The sequence below is a fragment of the Mangrovibrevibacter kandeliae genome (genome assembly GCF_024519155.1).
GTDB lineage: Bacteria > Pseudomonadota > Alphaproteobacteria > Rhizobiales > Rhizobiaceae > Mangrovibrevibacter > Mangrovibrevibacter kandeliae.
In genome coordinates, this window is sequence record NZ_JANIFJ010000005.1 from 150,593 (window position 1) to 170,789 (window position 20,197).

Sequence of the window (20,197 nt, forward strand, 5' to 3'; positions counted from 1 at the left end):
GAGGATGTCTATCAAGTCAGCGTCACGAGCGCCGCTTCTTCCCAGAAGGATGCGACCAGCGGCGGCTGGGGCTCGCGCACCGCGCGCACCAGCGCGACGTCGTAGCTGACGTCGGGCGCTTCCAGCGGGATCGACCGGACCGGTTCGGCCAGTCCCAGCATCTCGGCCGAGCGCGACGGCATGATGGTGGCGAAGCGGCCGGTGCGGACCTGCGCGATCAAGGCGATCATCGAGTTGGACTCCAGAACGGTGCCGAAGCGTTCGGGCGCGCGCTGCAGGTAACTCTCGAGAATGCGCCGGTTCTGCATCGTCGTCGTCAGCAGGCAGAGCGGGATCGACGCCGCCTCGTCCCAGGTCACGCTCCGGCGTTCGGCAAAGGGGTTGCCGCGGGTGGTCACCAGACAGTAGCGCTCGGCGTAGAGCACCCGCCGGTCGAGCCGCTGCGGCCGCTCCTCGTCGCGATAGGTGATGCCGAGATCGATCTCGAAATTGTCGATGCCGGCGGCGATCTCGGCCGAGGTGCGCGACAGGATCTCGAAGGTGACGTGCGGATGGCGCTCGAAGAACGGCGTCGTCAGCCGCGACACCACGGCCAGCGCGGTCGGTATCACGGCGAGGCGCAGGTGCCCGGACAGCCCCTGACGCTCGATCCGCAACTCGTCCTGCATGGTGCGCACGTCGCCGATGATCCGCCGCGCCCAGACGAGCACGCGCTCGCCCTCCGCTGTGAGGCCCTGGAAGCGCGAGCCGCGATTGACGAGGGTCACGCCGAGCCGCTCCTCCAGCTGGCGGATGCCGGCGGACAGGGTCGGCTGCGTCACCCCGAGCCGCTCGGCGGCGCGGCCGAAATGGCGTTCGCCGGCGAGGGCGATGAAATATTCGAGCTTGTCGATCATCCTCGTGATCCTGCGGGGTGCCGTACGTAGCACCCTCGGCCGAAATAGCGGCTCGTAAGGGCGGCTGGAACACTATATGGAGCGAACGCGCCCGACACGCCGACGCCAAGCAGGATTGCCCTTGTCCGAAGCCTTTCTCACCGCCGAACTGACGGCTCTCCTGCAGGTTCTCTTCATCGACGTGGTGCTCGCCGGCGACAACGCCGTGGTGGTCGGCATGGCGGCGGCGGGGGTCGACGAGAAGATCCGCAGCCGCGTGATCTTCTGGGGCATCGGCGCGGCGGTGTTGCTGCGCATCCTGTTCGCCGTCGTCGCGGTGCAGCTCCTCGAGATCGTGGGGCTGACGCTCGCCGGCGGTATCCTGCTCCTCTGGGTCTGCTGGAAGATGTTCCGCGAGATCCGCAGCAATGACGGGCCCGACGAACACGACGTCGAAAACGCCGAGAAGACGGCGAAGAAGACCAAGAGCTTCAAACAGGCGCTGTTCCAGATCGTCATTGCCGACGTGTCGATGTCGCTCGACAACGTCCTCGCCGTCGCCGGCGCGGCGCGCGAGCACGTCGAGGTGCTTATCGGCGGCCTTCTGATCTCGGTCGTGCTGATGGGCGCGGCGGCCTCGCTGATCGCCCGGCTCCTGCATCGCTACCGCTTCATCGCCTGGATCGGCCTCGCGGTGATCCTGTTCGTCGCCTGCAACATGATCTGGCGCGGCAGCGGCGAGGTCGCCTGCCAGGCCGATCTGTCGACCACCATCTGCGACGCCGTAGGCGACACCGGCCATTGAGCCCGGCTTCGCCGGTCCGCACGACGGGCCGAGCGAGCACCGCTTCGAAAGTAGAACGACGATGTCCGAGACGCACCTCACCCAGCTCGGCGCGGATGCGCGTCCCGCCGCCTCGCCCGAGGAGGCCGTGCTCGAGACGGTGCCCTTCACCCGCGGCGACGGACCGCCGGCGATCGTCCGCTTCACCTGCCCCGAGTTCACCTCGCTCTGCCCGGTGACCGGGCAGCCGGACTTCGCCCACATCGTGATCGACTATGCGCCCGACGCGCGGCTGGTTGAATCGAAGTCGCTGAAGCTGTTCCTGACGAGCTTCCGCAACCACGGCGCCTTCCACGAGGACTGCACGGTCGGCATCGCACGGCGCGTGGTCGAGGTGACACGGCCGCTGTGGCTGCGCATCGGCGGGTTCTGGTATCCGCGCGGCGGCATCCCGATCGACGTGTTCTGGCAGACCGGCGCCCCGCCTGAGGGCGCCTTCCTGCCGGAAATGGGCGTACCGCCCTATCGCGGCCGGGGATGACGTCGCTGCGCTGATTGGCGCCCGCTGCCGGGCTTGCATCCGCCGCTCGTCCGATTCATTCGGAGACGTCCAGGAGACGTCATGCAGAAGTCCGCCTCGATCCTCGCCGCAGCTGTCGTTACTGCGCTCAGCGCTGCACCAGCCCTCGCTCATCCGCACGTCTTCGTCGATGCGACGGTCGCGATCACCGGCGACGGCCGCGGGCACCTCGCCTCGATCACCAACAGCTGGTGGATGGACGAGATCTTCTCCTCCAGCGTCATCCCCGACTTCGACAAGAACGCCAACGGCAAGCTCGACAAGGACGAGCTCGCGGCCGTGGGCGAGCAGGTGCGCAAATCGATCGCCGAGTGGGAGTTCTACACCTTCGTGCGCAAGGACGGCACGCCGGTGGCGATGAACCCGCCGTCGGTGCTGAACGTCGCCTGGAGCGACAAGACGGGCAAGCTGCAGTTCCGCTTCACCATGACGCCGAAGGCGCCGGTCGACCTGAAGGCCGGGCAGCTGACCGTCTTCGACTTCGACAAGAGCTACTTCGTCGCCTTCAACTTCGCCGGACCGCAGAGCTTCGTGCTGAGGGACATGCCGAAGGGCTGCAAGAAATCGCTGGAGATGCCGACCAATGACCAGGCGGCGACGGCGTGGATGAACTATCTCTCCACCCTCAGCGTCGACGACACCGCACCGGTGCCCGAGGACGGCGTGAACTTCTCCGAGGTGCTGTCGACCAAGGCCCAGATCGACTGCCGCTGAAGCAGTGACGGTCGGGCCTCACGATCGGCCATGGGTGAGCGCCAGCCGTCCCACCGTGTCGCGGACGGCCTGAATGAACAGGCGCAGCACCGGCGGGATCTCGCCCTCGGCGCGCATGGTGAGGCCCACCGGCCCCGAGGTGCCGGCCATGTCGATCGGCAGCTCGCAGAGGCGTCCCTCGGCGACGTCGAGCGCGACGACGCCCGAGGAGATGACCCAGATCGCGTTGGTCTTGCGCACGAAGGAGCGGCCGAAGCTGTCGGCGACGGTCTCGATGCGCTCGGAGCGCCGCCGAAGGCCGCGCGCCACGAAGAACTGCTCGGCGATCGAGCGGATGGCGGCGTTCTCGTCGGGAAACAGCAGCGGGAAGTCGGCGATGGCGGCCGCATCCGTCTCGTGCTCGAGCGGGTGGCCCGGCCGCACCACCAGCGCGATGCGCTCGGAGTAGAGCTGGCTGAAGGAGAACCGCGTCATCGCCTCGGCCGGACCCATGCGACCGATCACGAGGTCCAGCGCACCGCTCGCCAGTTCCGACAGGAGGAAGGCGTTCGGACCAGAGACGATGCTGAGCGTCGCACCCGGCGCGAGACCGGCGAAGACGATTGCCGCGTCCGGCACGATGCGGGCGGCAACGCTCGGCAGACAGCCGATTGCCAGCCGCACGGCCGTCTGCGCCAACCCTTCCGCCACCGCCTCCACGCCGTGCCGCAGCATCGCCAGGCTGGCTTCGGCGTGGGTGAGGAACAGCTGGCCGATCGGCGTCGGCACGGCGCCGCCGCGATTGCGCACCATCAGGCTCGCGCCGAGGATGGTCTCGAGCTCGGCCAGCGTCTTCGACACCGCCGGCTGGGACACCGCCAGACGCTCCGCCGCCCGGCCGACGCTGCGCAGCCGCGCCACCTCGGCGAAGGTCTGGAGATGGCGAAGCTTGATGCGCGGGTCGAGATGCATGACGAACAGGTTATGGATCAGCGGCGAAAGGTAATTTTACATCACCTTTCGCATCGGCCATACAAGTGAAAAGACTGAACTCGGCGGGAGGAACATGACCGAGATCGATGCACCGCGCCTCGAGCGCGGCATGCGGACCCGTCGACGGGTCCTTGGCGACGCCCATGTCGACCGGGCGGAGGCGAACAAGACGGACTTCGACGCCCCGTTCCAGACCTTCATCACCGAGGGCGCCTGGGGTTCGGTCTGGTCAGGCGACCAGCTGAGCCTGCGCGAGCGCTCGATCGTGACCATCGCGCTCCTTGCCGCGCTCGGCCAGGACGACGAGGTGGCGATGCACGTGCGCGCCACCGCCAACACCGGCGCGACCCGCGAGGATATCCGCGAGGCCTTGATGCACGTCGCCGTCTATGCCGGCGTACCGGCGGCCAACCATGCGATCAAGATCGCCAAGGGCGTCTATGCCGAGATGGACGCCGCGCGCGAGGGGGGAGAGACACGATGAGCGACGGCGGCTCCTACTACCAGCGCGACCGGCTGTGGCATCCCCCGGCCTACACGCCGGGCTACAAGACCTCAGTAACGCGCTCGCCGCAGCGCGCGCTCCTCTCCTTCGACAACTCGATTTCGGAGATGACCGGGCCGACCTTCGGCCATTCCATCATCGGCGAGCTCGACAACGACCTGATCCTGAACTTCGCCAAGGACGGCGAGCCGATCGGCCAGCGCATCATCGTGCACGGCCGAGTGCTGGACGAGAACGGCCGCGGCGTGCCGAACTGCCTCGTCGAGTTCTGGCAGGCCAATGCCGGCGGTCGCTACCGCCACAAGAAGGAATCCTATCTGGCGCCGCTCGATCCGAACTTCGGCGGCTGCGGGCGCACCATCACCGGCGAAGACGGCTCCTACCGCTTCCGCACCATCCAGCCCGGCGCCTACCCCTGGCCGAACGGGCCGAACGACTGGCGGCCGGCGCACATCCACTTCTCCGTCTTCGGCCATGCCTTCGCGCAGCGGCTGATCACCCAGATGTATTTCGAGGGCGATCCGATGATCTGGAAGTGTCCGATCGTGGCGACGATTCCCGACCGGGAGGCGATCGAGCGCCTGACCGCCGCGCTCGACATGAACAACACGGTGCCGATGGACTCGCGCGCCTACAAGTTCGACATCGTGCTGCGCGGGCGCCGCTCGACGCTGTTCGAGAACCGGATGGAGGGCAACTGAGATGGCCCAGACCCTCGGCCACCTGAAGGAGTCGGCGTCGCAGACCGCCGGCCCCTACGTCCATATCGGCTGCACGCCGAACTACTGCGAGATCGAGGGCGTCTTCCCCGAGGATCTCGGCACGCGCATGATCCTCGGCGACGTCAAGGGCGAGCGCATCCGCATCGTCGGCCGCGTCTTCGACGGCACCGGCACGCCGCTGAAGGACGCCCTCGTCGAGATCTGGCAGGCGGATGCCGACGGCCTCTATCCGAGCCCGCAGGACAAGCGCGGCACGGCCGATACGAACTTCACCGGCTGGGGCCGCTCGCCCGGCGACATGCAGACCGGCGAGTTCCGCTTCGACACGGTCAAGCCCGGCCGTGTGCCGGCCAAGAACGGCGCGCTGCAGGCGCCGCACGTCACCGTCTGGATCGTCGCGCGCGGCATCAATATCGGCCTGCACACGCGCATGTATTTCGGCGACGAGGACGCGGCGAACGCCGAGGATCCGATCCTGTCGCGGATCGAGCACCGCTCGCGCGTGCCGACCCTGATCGCGCCGCGAACGGCGGAGGACGGCATGCCCGTCTACCGCTTCGACATCCGGCTCCAGGGGCCGGACGAGACCATCTTCTTCGACATTTGAGCGTTTAGCGAGGACGTCAGCCGTATGGCGAAGTTCCAGTCCCTGTCCGAGGCGGTGGCCGAGAACCTGAAGGACGGCGACAGCGTCGCCTTCGAGGGCTTCACCCACCTCATCCCCCATGCCAGCGCCCATGAGGCCGTCCGCCAGGGCCGCCGCGACCTGACCCTGATCCGCATGACGCCGGACGTGGTCTACGACCAGCTGATCGGCATGGGCATGGTGAAGAAGCTCGTCTTCTCCTATGCCGGCAACCCGGGCGTCGGGCTGCTGCGCCGTCTGCGCGACGCGGTCGAGAACCAGTGGCCGCGGCCGCTCAAGGTGGAGGAGCACAGCCACGCGGCGATGGCGAATGCCTACGAGGCGGGCGCCGCGGGCCTGCCCTGCGCCGTGTTCCGCGGCTACAAGGGCGCCGGCCTGAAGGACGTGAACCCGAACATCCGCTCGGTCACCTGCCCGTTCACCGGCGAGGAGCTCGCCGCGGTGCCGGCGATCCGTCCGGACGTCGCCTTCATCCACGCCCAGAAGGCCGACCGGAAGGGCAACGTCCTGATCGAGGGCATCGTCGGCGTGCAGAAGGAGGCCGTGCTCGCGGCAAGGCGCTCGGTGGTCACCGTCGAGGAGATCGTCGAGAGCTTCGAGGGCGTCCACCCGAACGCCTGCATCCTCCCGCACTGGACGATCACCTCGGTGGTCCACGTGCCGGGCGGCGCCCATCCGTCCTATGCCCAGGGCTATTACCCGCGCGACAATGCGGCCTATCTCGAATGGGACAAGATCGCGAGCGATCGCGACGCCTTCCAGTCCTGGATGCGCGAGAACGTGCTGGAGGTCGGGCCGGAGATCTTCGCGACCCGCGTCGCACCGCTGAAGGAGGCCGCGCAGTGAGCGACTTCACCCCCAACGAGATGATGACCATTGCGGCGGCCCGCGCGCTCTCGAACGACGACGTGTGCTTCGTCGGCATCGGTGCGCCGTCGGCGGCCTGCAACGTGGCGCGCCTGACGCATGCGCCGGACATCACGCTGATCTACGAGTCCGGCACCATCGGGACGGCGCCGACCGTCCTGCCGCTGTCGATCGGCGACGGCGAGCTGTGCGAGACGGCGCTGACCACCGTCGCGGTGCCCGAAATGTTCCGCTACTGGCTGCAGGGCGGCCGGATCACGATCGGCTTCCTCGGCGCCGCCCAGCTCGACCCGTTCGGCAACATCAACACCACGGTGATCGGCGACTACGCCCACCCGAAGACCCGCTTGCCCGGCGGCGGCGGCGCACCGGAGATCGCTTCGTCCTCGGGCGAGGTGTTCATCACCATGGCCCAGTCGAAGCGCGGCATGGTGAAGGACATCGACTTCTACACCTCCTTCGGGCACGGGCGCGGCGGCATTCACCGCCAGGAGCTCGGCATCACCACCAAGGGGCCGACGCTTCTGATCACCGACCTCGCGGTCTGGCGGCCGAATCCGGAGACCAAGGAGTTCGAGGTCAACTCGATCCACCCGGGCGCCACGCGCGAAGAGATCGCGCGCACCTGCGACTGGGACGTGAAATATGCGGCATCCGTCGATGAGACGCCGCCGCCGACCGCCGAGGAGCTCGGCACGCTGCGGGAGTTGAAGGCCCGCACGGACGCCGCCCACGCGGGCACTGCCAGCAAGAGAGGTTCCAAGGATGGCTGACGCCTTCATCTGCGACTACATCCGCACGCCCATCGGTCGCTACGGCGGTGCGCTGTCTTCGGTGCGCGCCGACGATCTCGGCGCGATACCGCTGAAGGCGCTGATGGAGCGCAATGGGGGAGTCGACTGGGAAGCCGTCGACGACCTCTATTACGGCTGCGCCAACCAGGCGGGCGAGGACAATCGCAATGTCGGCCGGATGTCCCTGCTCCTCTCCGGCCTGCCGCTCTCGATCCCCGGCAACACCATCAACCGGCTCTGCGGCTCGGGGGCCGACGCGGTGATGACCGCCGCGCGGGCGATCATGGCCGGCGAGATCGAGCTCGCCATCGCCGGCGGCGTCGAGTCGATGTCGCGCGCCCCCTTCGTGATGCCGAAGGCGGAGACCGCCTTCTCGCGCAACAATGCCGTCTACGACACCACCATCGGCTGGCGCTTCGTCAACCCGAAGATGCAGGAGGTCTACGGCTCGGATTCAATGCCCGAGACCGGTGAGAATGTCGCGGAGGACTACGAGGTCTCGCGCCAGGATCAGGACGCCTTCGCGCTCCGCTCGCAGGAGAAGGCGGCGGCAGCGCAGAAGAACGGCCGCCTCGCCAGAGAGATCACGCCGGTCACCATCCCGCAGCGCAAGGGCGATCCGGTGGTGGTCGAACGGGACGAGCATCCCCGCGCGACCTCGATCGAAGCGCTGGCGAAGCTGCCGACGCCGTTCCGCAAGAGCGGAACCGTCACCGCCGGCAACGCCTCCGGCGTCAATGACGGCGCGGCCGCGCTGATCGTCGCCTCCGAAGCGGCGGCCCGCAGGCACGGCCTGACCCCGATCGCCCGCGTCCTCGGCGGCGCGGTCGCCGGCGTGCCGCCGCGCGTGATGGGTATCGGCCCGGCGCCGGCGACGCAGAAACTCTGCGCCCGGCTCGGCCTGACGCCGGCGGACTTCGACGTCGTTGAGCTGAACGAGGCCTTCGCCAGCCAGGCGATCGCCGTGCTGCGCCAGCTCGGCATCGCGGAGGATGCGAGCCACGTCAATCCGAACGGCGGCGCCATCGCCCTCGGCCACCCGCTCGGCGCCTCCGGCGCGCGCATCACCGGCACAGCGGCGCTCGAACTGCGCGAAAGCGGTGCTCGCAGGGCGTTGTCGACGATGTGCATGGGCGTCGGCCAGGGCATCGCGATCGCGCTGGAGCGCGTGTGATGAAACCTCCGGCGCGCACCGGCGTCGCGATCGTCGGCGGCGGACCGGCCGGGCTTCTGCTCGCGCTGATCCTGCATCGCGCCGGCATCGAGTCCGTCGTGATCGAGCGCCGGAGCCGCGACTACGTGTTGTCGCGCATCCGCGCCGGCGTGCTCGAACAGGGCACGGTCGACATGCTGCGGGCGGCCGGCGTCGGCGGCCGGCTCGGGCGCGAGGGGCTCGTTCATGACGGCTTCGACATCGCCTGGCGCGGCGAGACGCTGCACATCGACCTGCGCGGCCTCACCGGCGGCAAGACCGTCACCGTCTACGGCCAGACCGAAGTGACGCACGACCTCTACGATGCGCTGGACGAGGCCGGCGTGCCGGTGCTGCATGAAGCCGAGGACGTCGCGCTGCACGACCTCACAACCGATGCGCCCTTCCTCAGCTACCGCTTCGAGGGCGAGGCGCGGCGGCTGGACTGCGACTACGTCGCCGGCTGCGACGGCTTCCACGGGATCGCCCGCCAATCGATCCCGGAGGACGTCCTCAAGGTTTTCGAGCGGGTCTATCCCTTCGGCTGGCTCGGCATCCTGTCGCGCACCCCGCCGATCCAGGAAGAGCTCGTCTACGCCAATCACGAGCGCGGTTTCGCCCTCTGCTCGCTGCGCAACCCGATGCTGTCGCGCTACTACGTGCAGTGCCCGCTCGATGATCGGGTCGAAGACTGGTCGGATGCCCGCTTCTGGGACGAGCTGACGCGCCGCCTGCCCGCGCGGCTGACCGGGACGCTCGTCACCGGCGCCTCGATCGAGAAGTCGATCGCGCCGCTGCGCTCCTTCGTCGCCGAGCCGATGCAGTACGGCCGGCTGTTCCTCGCCGGCGACGCTGCCCATATCGTGCCGCCGACCGGCGCCAAGGGCCTCAACCTCGCGGCCTCCGACGTGCACTACCTGTCGGAGGCGCTGATCGCGGTCTATCGCGACAAGGACGACGGGCCCCTCGACCGCTATTCGGAGACGGCGCTGCACCGGGTGTGGAAGGCCGAGCGCTTCTCCTGGTGGATGACCTCGATGCTCCACCGCTTCCCGGACACCGGCCCGTTCGGCCAGCGCATCCAGGAGGCCGAGTTCGACTATCTCGCCGGCTCCAAGGCGGCGCAGACCTCGCTGGCGGAGAATTACGTCGGGTTGCCGTACTGACGCCGCGCGGCCCGGAAGTGCTTCCGTTCAAGCTGGCAGCGCCTCAGACACTTCCCTCGCCCTCCTTCAGCGTCACGAAGACGACGCCGCGGGCCTTCAGCGCCAGCAGGCCCTTGACCAATCCCGCACCGGCGGGATGGGTCGGCTGGTTGATGTGGGCGATGATCACGTCGCCGTCCCGCGCCGCCTCGACATGGTGTTCGGTCGCCGCGGCACCGAGCAGCGAGCCGCCGTCGCCGTTGATCGAATAGCCGGCGATGCGGTAGCCGAGCGCGCTGATCTGCGCCATCGCGCTCGGCGTGTACTTTGCGGTCGCGCCCCGGAACCAGTGCGGCTGCGCCAGGCCGGCGGCCACGAGCGCCTCGGCGCCGCCCTGCACTTCGGCCGACACGGCCTCCGGACTGCCGGCGCTGCGGATTCCGTAGACGCTCATCGGCCGATCGATCGCCGGCACGTGGCGGGCGCCGTGATCCTCGACCTCGAAGAGTTCGGGATGCGCCTTGAGGACGGCGACGGCGTCCGGATTGCGCCGGAGCCACAGCCCCGTCGCGAAGATCGTCGCGGGGATGCGATGCTCGACCAGCGCCGAGAGGATGCGGGCGTCGGTGCGGCCGCCGCAGGCGTCCAAAGTCAGCGCGACGCGCAGCGTGCCGGCTTTCGACGGCGGCAGGCGCAGGCTCGGCTCGGTCAGGCCGTTCGGGTGCAGCGGCCCGGCGATGGCAGCGGTCGCGATCAGCACGAGGGGAAGAAGCAAGGCAGCGCGGCGCATCGTCGAAGCGGTCCGGTGGGTTCAGCTCGAGCCTCGATGCGCGCTCGCCGGGCAAAGCTCAAGATGGCGATCGGCCACAGCGACAGACCTCACCGTCCCTCATCGCGTTCCCGGACCGATGTCTCCCGTGCGAGGCGCCGGAAAGCGGATCAGGCCGGCTCCCTGACGCTGGCGAAATAGCCGATGGCGGTGCGCGCACAGCTCGTGAAGCTGTCGGCCGGACCATCGGCGCCGACGGCCTGACGGCTGATGCGGGCGCCTTCGACCATCAGCGCGAGCGTGTCGGCCAGCCGCTCCGGCTCCGGAATCCCGCTGTCGCGACAGAGCTGCGCCAGGCGGGTCCGCTGCGTCTTCTTGTAGTGGGTGATCGTGTCGCGGACGATATCGCAGGCTTCGGGCAACTCCACCGCCGCGTTGGAAAACTCGCAGCCCCGGCTGTCCTTCAGAAGCCCGTCCACCATCTCGACCCAGGCGTCGAGTTGCGCCCGCGGATCGCCCGGCGCCGACGCTTCGACCGCCTCCCAAAGCTGATCCGCGTCGGACGCGGCCTGTTCAAGACAGGCGACGATCAGGGCGTCCTTGGACTGGAAGTGCCGATAGAGCGTCATCTTGTTGGTGCCCGCGGTCTCCGCGATCGCGTCCACACCCGTTGCCCTTATTCCACATCGTCCGAAGAGTGCTCGTGCCGTACCGAGTATGCGGTCACGCGGGCGTACCTGAGCACCTGCATCGTTCGTCATCGCTTCGAGACCTCCCAAACGACCCTCTTGACGGGATGTTACCGCTCTGTCACATAGCAATGGTACTGACCAGTAACACCTCTCTCGCCTCTTTTCAACGATTCCAATCGGGAAAAGGGGCGTGAGCCTTTTGTCGCAGAAGCTGGAGGACAGATCATGTCGAACGCGGGACTTTCGCTGATGGCAACGCGCGCGCGCCGCGAGCCGACCCTCGATGAGATCATGGCCGACCCGATCGTGCGGGTCCTGATGCGCGCCGACAAGGTCGACCCGCAGCGTCTGCGCGCCAAGCTCGACCGCCTCGCCGAGGGGCTGAAGGGCGAGGACGGCGAGGCGTCGGAGGATCTCGTAGCACCCAAACTCTACACGCCCTGCTGGGCAGGCGTCTCGGCCATGGGCCTCTGCGCCTGAGCCGCCACTCTTCGTAGGGATTGATCGGACCCGGTATGGTCAGCTTCTTCACACATCGGCCGATCTTTGCATCCGCCATCGCCATCGTCATGGTTCTGGCGGGCGCCATCTGCTACGTGCTGCTGCCGGTCGCGCAGTTTCCCGACATCACGCCGCCGCAGGTGGTGGTGAGCGCCCAGTATCCGGGCGCCAGCGCCCAGGTCGTCGCCAACACGGTGACGACGCCGCTGGAGCAGCAGATCAACGGCGTCGAGGGCATGACCTACATGTCCTCGACCAGCTCGAACGATGGCTCGGCGACGATCACCGTCACCTTCGACGTCGGGTACCCGATCGACATCGCCGCGGTGGACGTGCAGAACCGCGTCTCGCAGGCCGCGGCCGCGCTGCCCGCGATCGTCAACCAGAGCGGCGTGACGGTCAAGAAGCAGAACCCGAACTTCGCGCTGATCGTGAACCTCACCTCGCCGGACGGCTCGCTCGATCCGGTGGCGCTGTCGAACTACGCCTTCCTCCAGGTCGCCGACCCGCTGAAGCGCGTGCCAGGCGTCGGTGACGTGCAGATCTTCGGCGAGCGACGCTATTCCATGCGCATCTGGCTCGATCCGGACCGGATGGCCAATCTCGGCGTCACGGCGGTCGACGTGCAGCAGGCCGTCGCGGAGCAGAACGTCCAGGTTGCGGCCGGCAAGATCGGCCAGTCGCCGGCCCCCGCGGGCACACCCTTCGAGATGCAGATCAGCGCCGCCGGCCGCCTTAGCGATCCAGACGAGTTCGGCGACATCATCGTGCGCGCCGATCCGAAGGCCGGCTCGGCGATCCGGCTGCGCGACGTCGCGCGCATCGAACTCGGCTCCCTGCAATACGCCTCGACCGCTTACTTCGGCAACGATCCGACCGTGGTGCTGGCGGTCTTCCAGGCGCCCGGCTCGAACGCACTGGACCTTCAGGCGAACGTCAAGGCGAAGATGGACGATCTCGCCGAGCGCTTCCCGAAGGGCGTCGAATACGCCATGCACTACGACACGACCCGCTTCGTGTCGGCCTCCATGCACGACGTCCTGGTGACGCTCGGCGAAGCCCTCGTGCTCGTCGTGCTCGTCGTCTACGTCTTCCTCCAGAGCTGGCGCACGACGCTGATCCCGGTGATCGCGATCCCGGTTTCGCTCGTCGCGACGCTCGTGGTGATGGAGTTGATGGGCTTTTCGCTGAACATGCTGAGCCTGCTCGGCATGGTCTTGGCGATCGGCCTCGTCGTCGACGACGCGATCGTGGTGGTCGAAAACGTCGAACGCCAGCTCGAGGACGGGCATCCGCCGCTCGAGGCGACGATCCGCGCCATGCGCGAGGTGACCGGTCCGATCATCGCGACGACCGCGGTTCTGATGGCGGTGTTCATTCCGGTCGCCTTCATCCCCGGCGTCGCGGGAAGCCTCTACAACCAATTCGCACTCACGGTGGCGATCTCAGTCGGCATCTCCGCCTTCAACTCGCTGACCCTCAGCCCGGCGTTGAGCGCTGCCTTCCTGAAGCATCGGCCGGCGACGCAGTTCTTCGCCTTCCGCTGGTTCAACGCGACCTTCGACTGGCTGGCGCACGTCTATGCCAGCCTCGTCGGCGGCCTGATCCGTTGGCGCGTGGTGCTGCTTCTGCTTTTTGTGGCGACGCTCGGCGGGACCTACTGGGTCTGGCAGAAGCTGCCCTCGACATTCCTGCCGGTCGAGGATCAGGGCTACTTCTTCGTCGTGGTCCAGCTTCCCGACGGGGCCTCGCTGGAGCGCACCGACGCGGTCGCGGCGAAGGTCCGCACCATGCTGGAGGGCACGCCGGGCGTCGACATCGTCGGCTCGATCAGCGGCCTCAACTTCCTGACCAACGCAGCGCAGTCGAACTCGGCGGTCGAGTTCGCGATCCTGAAGCCCTGGGAGGAGCGCGGACCCGAGGAAAACGCCTCGAAGATCGTCGGCGACGTCCGCGGCAAGCTGCTCGGCATCCCCGAGGCGATCGTTCTCTCCTTCGATCCGCCGTCGATCCCCGGTCTCGGCGCGACCGGCGGTTTCGAGTTCCAGGTGGAGGATCTCGCCGGCCGCGGTCCCGCGGCGCTGAGCGAGGCGGTGCAGGCGCTGCTGGGGGAGGCGCGCAAGCAGCCGGAGCTCAATCCGCAGGCGCTGTTCTCGTCCTTTTCGACCTCGACGCCGCAGTTCAACTTCGATCTCGACCGGACCAAGACGAAGCTCCTCGGCCTCGATCTGCCGGACGTGTTCAACACGCTGCAGATCTTCTTCGGGTCGCTCTACGTGAACGACTTCAACCTGTTCGGCCGCACCTTCCGCGTCACCCTGCAGGCCGAACAGAACGCCCGCGCGATGGCTTCCGACCTCTCGCGCATCTATGTGCGGAACGCCGAAGGCGGGATGGTGCCGCTGTCGACGCTCGGAACGCTGCAGCCGATCGTCGGTCCAGAGACGGTGCCGCACTACAACAACTACGCGTCGGCACTGATCAACGGCTCGGCCGCGCCCGGCTTCTCGTCCGCCGACGCGGTGGCGGCGATGCAGCGCGCGGCGGCGACCGCCCTGCCCCGCGACTACAGCTACGAGTGGACCGGCATCACCTATCAGGAGCTGAAGGCGGGCTCCCTCGCCAGTATCATCTTCGCGCTCGCGATCCTCTTTGTGTTCCTGATCCTCGCCGCGCAGTACGAGAGCTGGTCGATGCCGTTCATGGTGCTTCTCGCCGTGCCGCTTGCCCTCTTCGGTGCGGTGAGCGCGCTGTTCCTGCGCGGGATGCAGATCGACGTCTACTCGCAGATCGGCTTCGTCATGCTGATCGGCCTTGCCGCCAAGAACGCCATCCTGATCGTGGAGTTCGCCAAGCGGCGGCGCGCCGAAGGCCTGTCGATCGTCGAGGCCGCCAAGGACGCAGCCCGGCTGCGCCTGCGCCCGATCCTGATGACGGCCTTCGCCTTCATCCTCGGCGTCGTGCCGCTGATGCAGGCGACGGGCGCCGGCGCGGCGAGCCGGCAGTCGATCGGCACCACCGTGTTCGGCGGCATGCTGGCCGCCACCGTCCTCACCCTGCTCTTCGTCCCGGTCTTCTACGCCACCATCGAGGGCTGGCGCGAGCGGAACGAGGCAGCACGGCCGACCCCAGGCGCGGACGAGGCGACGCACGCCCATCCCGCACCGGCCGAATAAGATCCGGAGTTCGTCATGAAGATCCTGAAGCTCATCCTCGCGACGGTGGTCGTGCTCGTGCTGGCGGTCGCCGCGGATATGTTCTGGCGCCACCAGGGCGGCGAGGAGACTGTCGCGGCCACCGGTGATGCGCCGCAGCAGGGCGGACAGGCGCCGCAGGCCATGCCCGTTCCGACCGCCGGGGTGGTCAAGAAGACGATCCCGCTCTTCCTGGACTACTCCGCCCGCACCGAGGCGGTGAAGTCCGTGGCGCTGCAGGCCAAGGTCGGCGGCTTCGTCGTCGAGCAGCTGTTCCCGGACGGCTCGGACGTGAAGGCGGGGGATCTCCTCTATCGCCTCGACCCGCGCGACTACCAGGCCGCGCTCGACCAGACCAAGGCTGCCGTCGCACGCGACGAGGCGGCCGCCGAATACGCCAAGGCGACGGCCGAGCGCTCCACCTCGCTCGTCAAGTCGGGCTCGCTCGCCAAGGACACCTTCGACGAGCGCGAGAGCACCCGGCGCCAATCGGAATCGGCGCTCGCGGTCAGCCGTGCCGCCGAGCAGGCGGCCGAGCTGAACCTCAGCTACACCGAGATCCGCGCGCCCTTCGACGGTCGCCTCGGCCGCAACCAGGCGCCGGTCGGCACGCTGATCGCCGCGAGCGGCGGCACGCTCAACACGCTCGTGCAGCTCAGCCCGATCTACGTCACCTTCAATCCGAGCGAGCGCGATCTGGGTGAAATCGCCGCCGCGCGCGCCGCCGGCACGGTTTCGGTGGAGGTCAGCCTGCCGGGCGACGGCAAGACGACCTATGCCGGCGAACTGACCTTCATCGACAACGCGATCGACCCGCAGACCGGCACCATCACCGCCCGCGCGACGATCGAGAATGCCGACCTGTCGCTCCTGCCCGGCCAGTACGTGCGGGCCCGGCTGAAGGTGAAGGACGAGCCGGACGTGCTGATGGTGCCGCAGGCCGCGGTCGGCTCGAGCCAGCTCGGCAAGTTCGTCTATGTCGTGGGCAAGGACGGCACGGTCCAGCGCAAGGACATCCAGCTCGGCACCGCCGAGGGTGAACTCGTTGCCGCGACCGGCGTCGAGGAGAGCGACCAGATCATCACCGGCAACCTCCAGAAGATCGGCGTCGGGATGCCGGTCCAGCCGCTGCCGGCCTCCGTCGCGTCGAAGTAGGCGTCGCGGCGCAGGCTTGCCGCCTGACGAAACCGCCGCTCCGCGGTCCCGCGGGCGGCGCTGCGCCCTATCTCCGCCACCGGACCCTTCAGCCGGCGGAGCGCGCGATGTTGAATCTCTGGTACAAGAACGCCGTCCTCTACTGCCTCGACGTCGACTCCTTCCGCGACTCCGATGGCGACGGGGTCGGCGACTTCCGCGGCCTTGCCGACAGTCTCGACCACATCGAGGCGCTGGGCGCGACCTGCATCTGGCTGCTGCCGTTCTACCCCTCGCCGAACCGCGACAACGGCTACGACATCACCGACTACTACAATGTCGATCCGCGCTACGGCACGCTCGGCGACTTCGTGGAGTTCATGCAGGCGGCGCAGGATCGCGGGCTGCGGGTCATCGTCGACCTCGTCGTCAACCACACCTCCATCGACCATCCCTGGTTCCAGGCGAGCCGTGCGGGGGACCCGAAATACAAGGACTGGTACGTCTGGTCGAAGGACAAGCCGGCCGACGCCGAGAGCGGCATCGTCTTCCCCGGCGTGCAGAAAACGACCTGGACGCGCGACGCCAAGCGGGGCGAGTACTACTTCCACCGGTTCTACAAGCACCAAGCCGACCTCAACATCGACAACCCGGCGGTGCGTGAGGAGATCGAGCGGATCATGGGCTTCTGGCTCGCGCTCGGGGTCTCCGGCTTCCGGATCGACGCCGTGCCGTTCCTGATCGAGGGCCTCACCGAGGCGGATGGCTCGCGCGATCCGCATCGCTACCTCTCGGAGATGCGCCAGTTCCTCGCTTGGCGGAAGGCGGAGGCGATCCTGCTCGCCGAGGCGAACATCCCGATGGACGAGGCCGACGACTATTTCGGCAGCGGCGACCGGATGAACCTCATCTTCAACTTCCCCCTGAACCAGCGGCTGTTCCTGTCGCTGGCGCGGCGGGAGGCCGAACCGGTCAAAAGCATGCTGAAGAGCCTGCCAGACATCGCCCATGTCGGGCAATGGGCGACCTTCCTGCGCAATCACGACGAGATCGATCTCGGCCGGCTGAACGACGAGGAGCGGCAGGAGGTGTTCGCCGCGTTCGGTCCTGAAAAATCGATGCAGCTCTACGATCGCGGCATCCGTCGGCGGCTGGCGCCGATGCTCGGCGGCGACCGGAACCGGCTCGCCAACGCCTTTGCCCTGATGCTGGCGCTGCCGGGCACGCCGGTGATCTGGTCCGGCGACGAGATCGGCATGGGCGACAATCTCGAGCTGAAGGAGCGGGACGCCGTGCGCACCCCGATGCAGTGGACGGCGGGCGAGAGCGGGGGTTTTTCGAGCGCCGCCCGGACCGACCTCGTGCGCCTGCCGCCGGCGAACGGCCCCTATGCGCCGCTGCACGTCAATGCCGAAAGCCAGCGCATGGTCGACGGCGCATTGCTGACCACCGTCGAGCACCTCATCCGCATCCGCCGCGCCTGCCGCGAGATCGGCTGGGGCGACTACGAGGTGCTCGACCTCGAGGCGCCGAGCGTCGTCGGCCTGCGCTGCCGCTGGCGCGGCGGCGAGGTTGTGACGCTGCACAACCTGTCGGAGCACCCGGCGACGGTCGATCTCACCGGCGTCGTCGAGCCGGACAAGGTGCGCCACCTGATCGGCCAGGAGACCGATTTCGCCGAGGACGGCGCACGCTGCGTGATGCGCCTCGGCGCCTACGGCTTCGACTGGATGCGGGTCACGGGGTGAGGTCGGGCCGAACGGCCAGCTCGGACGTCAAACCAGCAGCCGGCCGTTGCCGTGAGCCTTCGCCAACGCGTGGATCAGCGCAGATTCGGCTGGCGTCAGTTGCCCGTCGTCCACGTGCCGCCAGTTCGCCTCATAAAGCCGGAACGCCTCTTCCGACGTGATCGGACGCGCCGGATCGCGACTCCAGACGAGCTTTGACAGCTGCGGATAGTCAGCCGGGACGATGGCCGATGGCAGGATCAGGGCACTCATCGCCGCACTATAGCCGGCGGGCGGGCCGAAACGAAACGAGCCGCCGGGAGGCCCCGGCGGCTCGTCGAAGTTGGTCTTTAGTCGGCCGTCAGGCGCGGCCGGCGATCGCGATGCCGCGCAGCTCGATGTCGACTTCGAGCGTCGACATGGACGCGCTCCGGTCCATCTTGACCCGCACCTTGTCGCGCTCGACCGGCACGTGCTTGGCGATCACCTCGAGGATCTCCTCGCGCAGGAGGGCGACGAGATCACCCTGCCCCATCGTGGCGCGCTCGTGCGCGAGAAGCACCTGCAGACGCTCGCGCGCGGCGGGCGCGGAAGCCGTTTTCTGGAAGAAGCCGAACATCGTTACGCAGCCCTCCGGCCGAACAGCTTGCCGAACAGGCCCTTCCGGTCGGTCGGAACGGCCATCGGAATGGTCTCGCCCATCAGACGGCGGGCGGCGTCGCTATAGGCCTTGGCCGGCGCACAGGAGGCGTCCGACAGGGTGACCGGCGTGCCGAGGTTGGAAGCCCGCAGCACCTCCATGCTCTCCGGGATGATGCCGATCAGCGGGATCGACAGGATCTCGAGCACGTCGTCGACCTTCAGCATGTCGCCGCGGTCGGCGCGGTTGGGGTCGTAGCGGGTCAGGAGCAGGTGCTTCTCCATCGTGCCGCCGCGCTCGGCGATCTCGGTCTTGGAATCGAGAAGGCCGATGATGCGGTCCGAATCGCGCACCGAGGAGACCTCGGGATTGGTCACCACGACCGCGACGTCGGCGTGGCGCATGGCAAGCGTCGCGCCGCGCTCGATACCGGCCGGGCTGTCGCAGATGATCCAGTCGAACTTCTTGCGCAGTTCGCCCATCACCTTCGCCACGCCCTCGGCGGTCAGGTTGTCCTTGTCCCGCGTCTGCGAGGCGGGCAGCAGCGACAGCGTCTCGAGGCGCTTGTCGCGGATCAGCGCCTGGGCAAGCTTGGCATCGCCCTGGACGACGTTGATCAGGTCGTAGACGACGCGCCGCTCGGCGCCCATCACGAGGTCGAGGTTGCGCAGGCCGACGTCGAAATCGACGACCACGACGTTCTGCCCGGTCTGGGCCAATGCGGCACCGAGCGCGGCCGTCGACGTCGTCTTGCCGACGCCGCCTTTGCCCGATGTCACCACGACGACCTTAGACATGCTCGAAATACCTCTCCGTATGGCTTTTAATTGAGGGTGGTTGCCTTGATCGCGTCGCCGTCGAGCCAGACCTGCACGGGCTGGCCCCGCAGCTGCGGGTCCATGTCGTCGGCCATCTTGTAGAGGCCGTCGATCGCCAGAAGCTCGGCTTCGAGCTTGCGGCAGAAGATTCGCGCGTCGGGATTGCCGACCGAGCCCGCCATCACCCGGCCGCGCAGCGCGCCGTAGATGTGGATCGAGCCGCCGGCGATGATCTCGGCACCCGAGGCGACCGAACCGAGCACGGTGACGTCGCCTTCGGGAAATACGATCGACTGACCGGAGCGGACCGGCGTTTCGATCAGGAGCGAGGCCGGGGATGGCGGCACCACGGTCGTAACCTGCGGCACCGACGCTGGCGACGCGGCCGCAACGGCGGCAGGCGCGGCCGCAGGTGGTTTCGCCGCGGCCTCGGTGGGAGCCTGATCCTCCGCCGGCTCGATGTCGCCGGCCGGCCGGCCGCCGCGCATCTCCGGCGGCATGCCCGGACCGAGCAGCGAGGCGCGCGCGCCCTCGATGCCCATGATCCGCACATTGCGCGCCTGCAGCTCTTCGATCAGCCCTTCAAGCGCCTCGCGCGAGAGGTCGAGCCCCGCGACGTCGAGGACGATCGGACGGCCGAGGAAGAAACCGGTCGAGCGGCGCGCAAGATCGTCGAGCCCGGCGAGCCAGTTCGAGAAGGGCAGCTCGGGGGACAGGACGATCGCAAGGAAGGAGCGACCGCGCAGTCGGATGGGTGTCGGGGATTTTAACGATTCGGTCATGACGGTTAACGTTCGGTGTCCGGCGCGGTCTCTGAATCGGAGAGTGTTAAGACGGAATTAACCGCACGAAGCTTGCAGGCAGCTTTCCATTCGAACGGCCGAGAGACGTGCTCGGCGCGATGATCTGCCCTTACGACGGCGCCA

Annotated in this window: 22 protein-coding genes; 14 read left to right on the forward strand and 8 right to left on the reverse strand. The window is 68.0% G+C overall.

Features of this window, described 5'->3' with window-relative positions; all coding sequences use genetic code 11:
* Positions 1-11: 11 nt before the first annotated feature.
* Positions 12-896 (reverse strand): LysR family transcriptional regulator, encoded by an 885-nt coding sequence (locus NPA30_RS14300; RefSeq protein ID WP_256803414.1) that lies wholly within the window; start codon positions 894-896, stop codon positions 12-14.
* Positions 897-1,017: 121 nt separating this feature from the next.
* Here NPA30_RS14300 and NPA30_RS14305 point away from each other — a divergent pair, with 121 nt between their 5' ends.
* The 3 genes from NPA30_RS14305 to NPA30_RS14315 all read left to right on the forward strand — a co-directional run bounded on the left by NPA30_RS14305 (position 1,018) and on the right by NPA30_RS14315 (position 2,953).
* Positions 1,018-1,680 (forward strand): TerC family protein, encoded by a 663-nt coding sequence (locus NPA30_RS14305; RefSeq protein ID WP_256803415.1) that lies wholly within the window; start codon positions 1,018-1,020, stop codon positions 1,678-1,680.
* Between the two features lie 61 nt (positions 1,681-1,741).
* Complete coding sequence (gene queF / locus NPA30_RS14310) at positions 1,742-2,200, forward strand: preQ(1) synthase (RefSeq protein ID WP_256803416.1); 459 nt, start codon at positions 1,742-1,744, stop codon at positions 2,198-2,200.
* Positions 2,201-2,281: 81 nt separating this feature from the next.
* Complete coding sequence (locus NPA30_RS14315; RefSeq protein ID WP_256803417.1) at positions 2,282-2,953, forward strand: DUF1007 family protein; 672 nt, start codon at positions 2,282-2,284, stop codon at positions 2,951-2,953.
* A gap of 18 nt (positions 2,954-2,971) precedes the next feature.
* Here NPA30_RS14315 and pcaQ read toward each other — a convergent pair whose 3' ends face one another.
* Positions 2,972-3,904 carry a pca operon transcription factor PcaQ gene (gene pcaQ / locus NPA30_RS14320; protein ID WP_256803418.1) on the reverse strand — a complete coding sequence of 311 codons (933 nt, stop codon included), beginning with the start codon at positions 3,902-3,904 and terminating at the stop codon, positions 2,972-2,974.
* A gap of 94 nt (positions 3,905-3,998) precedes the next feature.
* Between pcaQ and pcaC the strand changes: the two genes are divergently transcribed.
* Genes pcaC through pobA form a run of 7 tightly spaced genes read left to right on the forward strand, consistent with a single transcriptional unit; the run spans position 3,999 to position 9,817 of the window.
* A complete protein-coding gene (pcaC, locus tag NPA30_RS14325) occupies positions 3,999-4,409 on the forward strand; it encodes a 4-carboxymuconolactone decarboxylase (RefSeq protein WP_256803419.1) in 411 nt (136 codons plus the stop codon).
* A complete protein-coding gene (gene pcaH / locus NPA30_RS14330) occupies positions 4,406-5,131 on the forward strand; it encodes a protocatechuate 3,4-dioxygenase subunit beta (RefSeq protein ID WP_256803420.1) in 726 nt (241 codons plus the stop codon). The genes pcaC and pcaH overlap by 4 nt, the downstream gene beginning before the upstream one ends.
* 1 nt (position 5,132) lies before the next feature.
* Positions 5,133-5,759, forward strand: a complete 627-nt coding sequence (pcaG, locus tag NPA30_RS14335; protein ID WP_256803421.1) for a protocatechuate 3,4-dioxygenase subunit alpha — start codon at positions 5,133-5,135, stop codon at positions 5,757-5,759.
* Between the two features lie 24 nt (positions 5,760-5,783).
* Entirely contained in the window at positions 5,784-6,644 is an 861-nt protein-coding gene (locus NPA30_RS14340; protein ID WP_256803422.1) for a CoA transferase subunit A, read from the forward strand.
* A 20-nt stretch (positions 6,645-6,664) separates the two neighbouring features.
* A complete protein-coding gene (locus NPA30_RS14345) occupies positions 6,665-7,438 on the forward strand; it encodes a CoA-transferase subunit beta (RefSeq protein ID WP_256803607.1) in 774 nt (257 codons plus the stop codon).
* Positions 7,431-8,633, forward strand: coding sequence for a 3-oxoadipyl-CoA thiolase (pcaF, locus tag NPA30_RS14350; protein WP_256803423.1), 1,203 nt, complete (start codon positions 7,431-7,433; stop codon positions 8,631-8,633). The genes NPA30_RS14345 and pcaF overlap by 8 nt, the downstream gene beginning before the upstream one ends.
* Positions 8,633-9,817, forward strand: coding sequence for a 4-hydroxybenzoate 3-monooxygenase (gene pobA / locus NPA30_RS14355; protein ID WP_256803424.1), 1,185 nt, complete (start codon positions 8,633-8,635; stop codon positions 9,815-9,817). Before pcaF ends, pobA begins: the two co-directional genes overlap by 1 nt.
* A 43-nt stretch (positions 9,818-9,860) precedes the next feature.
* On the opposite strand, the gene NPA30_RS14360 is transcribed toward pobA, so the two are convergent.
* Together NPA30_RS14360 and NPA30_RS14365 are read right to left on the reverse strand one after the other, a co-directional pair.
* On the reverse strand, positions 9,861-10,586 hold the full coding sequence (locus tag NPA30_RS14360) for a polysaccharide deacetylase family protein (RefSeq protein ID WP_372338811.1): 726 nt from the start codon (positions 10,584-10,586) through the stop codon (positions 9,861-9,863).
* Between the two features lie 149 nt (positions 10,587-10,735).
* A complete protein-coding gene (locus tag NPA30_RS14365; RefSeq protein WP_256803425.1) occupies positions 10,736-11,326 on the reverse strand; it encodes a TetR/AcrR family transcriptional regulator in 591 nt (196 codons plus the stop codon).
* Positions 11,327-11,482: 156 nt separating this feature from the next.
* On the opposite strand from NPA30_RS14365, the gene NPA30_RS14370 reads away from it, so the two are divergent.
* From NPA30_RS14370 to NPA30_RS14385, 4 genes are all read left to right on the forward strand, one after another.
* Entirely contained in the window at positions 11,483-11,737 is a 255-nt protein-coding gene (locus tag NPA30_RS14370) for a hypothetical protein (RefSeq protein WP_256803426.1), read from the forward strand.
* Between the two features lie 35 nt (positions 11,738-11,772).
* The gene (locus tag NPA30_RS14375) at positions 11,773-14,934 is read left to right on the forward strand and encodes an efflux RND transporter permease subunit (protein WP_256803427.1); all 3,162 of its coding nucleotides are present in this window, start codon (positions 11,773-11,775) and stop codon (positions 14,932-14,934) included.
* A gap of 15 nt (positions 14,935-14,949) precedes the next feature.
* Positions 14,950-16,107 carry an efflux RND transporter periplasmic adaptor subunit gene (locus NPA30_RS14380; protein ID WP_256803428.1) on the forward strand — a complete coding sequence of 386 codons (1,158 nt, stop codon included), beginning with the start codon at positions 14,950-14,952 and terminating at the stop codon, positions 16,105-16,107.
* Between the two features lie 107 nt (positions 16,108-16,214).
* Positions 16,215-17,834, forward strand: a complete 1,620-nt coding sequence (locus NPA30_RS14385) for an alpha-amylase family protein (RefSeq protein ID WP_256803429.1) — start codon at positions 16,215-16,217, stop codon at positions 17,832-17,834.
* Between the two features lie 27 nt (positions 17,835-17,861).
* Here the strand turns inward: NPA30_RS14385 and NPA30_RS14390 are convergent, their stop codons facing one another.
* The 4 genes from NPA30_RS14390 to minC form a co-directional block, all read right to left on the reverse strand.
* A complete protein-coding gene (locus NPA30_RS14390) occupies positions 17,862-18,086 on the reverse strand; it encodes a hypothetical protein (RefSeq protein WP_256803430.1) in 225 nt (74 codons plus the stop codon).
* Between the two features lie 88 nt (positions 18,087-18,174).
* Positions 18,175-18,432, reverse strand: a complete 258-nt coding sequence (gene minE / locus NPA30_RS14395; RefSeq protein WP_256803431.1) for a cell division topological specificity factor MinE — start codon at positions 18,430-18,432, stop codon at positions 18,175-18,177.
* Positions 18,433-18,434: 2 nt separating this feature from the next.
* Positions 18,435-19,250: a septum site-determining protein MinD gene (gene minD, locus NPA30_RS14400; RefSeq protein ID WP_256803432.1), complete on the reverse strand. Its 816-nt coding sequence runs from the start codon at positions 19,248-19,250 to the stop codon at positions 18,435-18,437.
* A gap of 26 nt (positions 19,251-19,276) precedes the next feature.
* Positions 19,277-20,053, reverse strand: coding sequence for a septum site-determining protein MinC (gene minC / locus NPA30_RS14405; RefSeq protein WP_256803433.1), 777 nt, complete (start codon positions 20,051-20,053; stop codon positions 19,277-19,279).
* Positions 20,054-20,197: the final 144 nt, after the last annotated feature.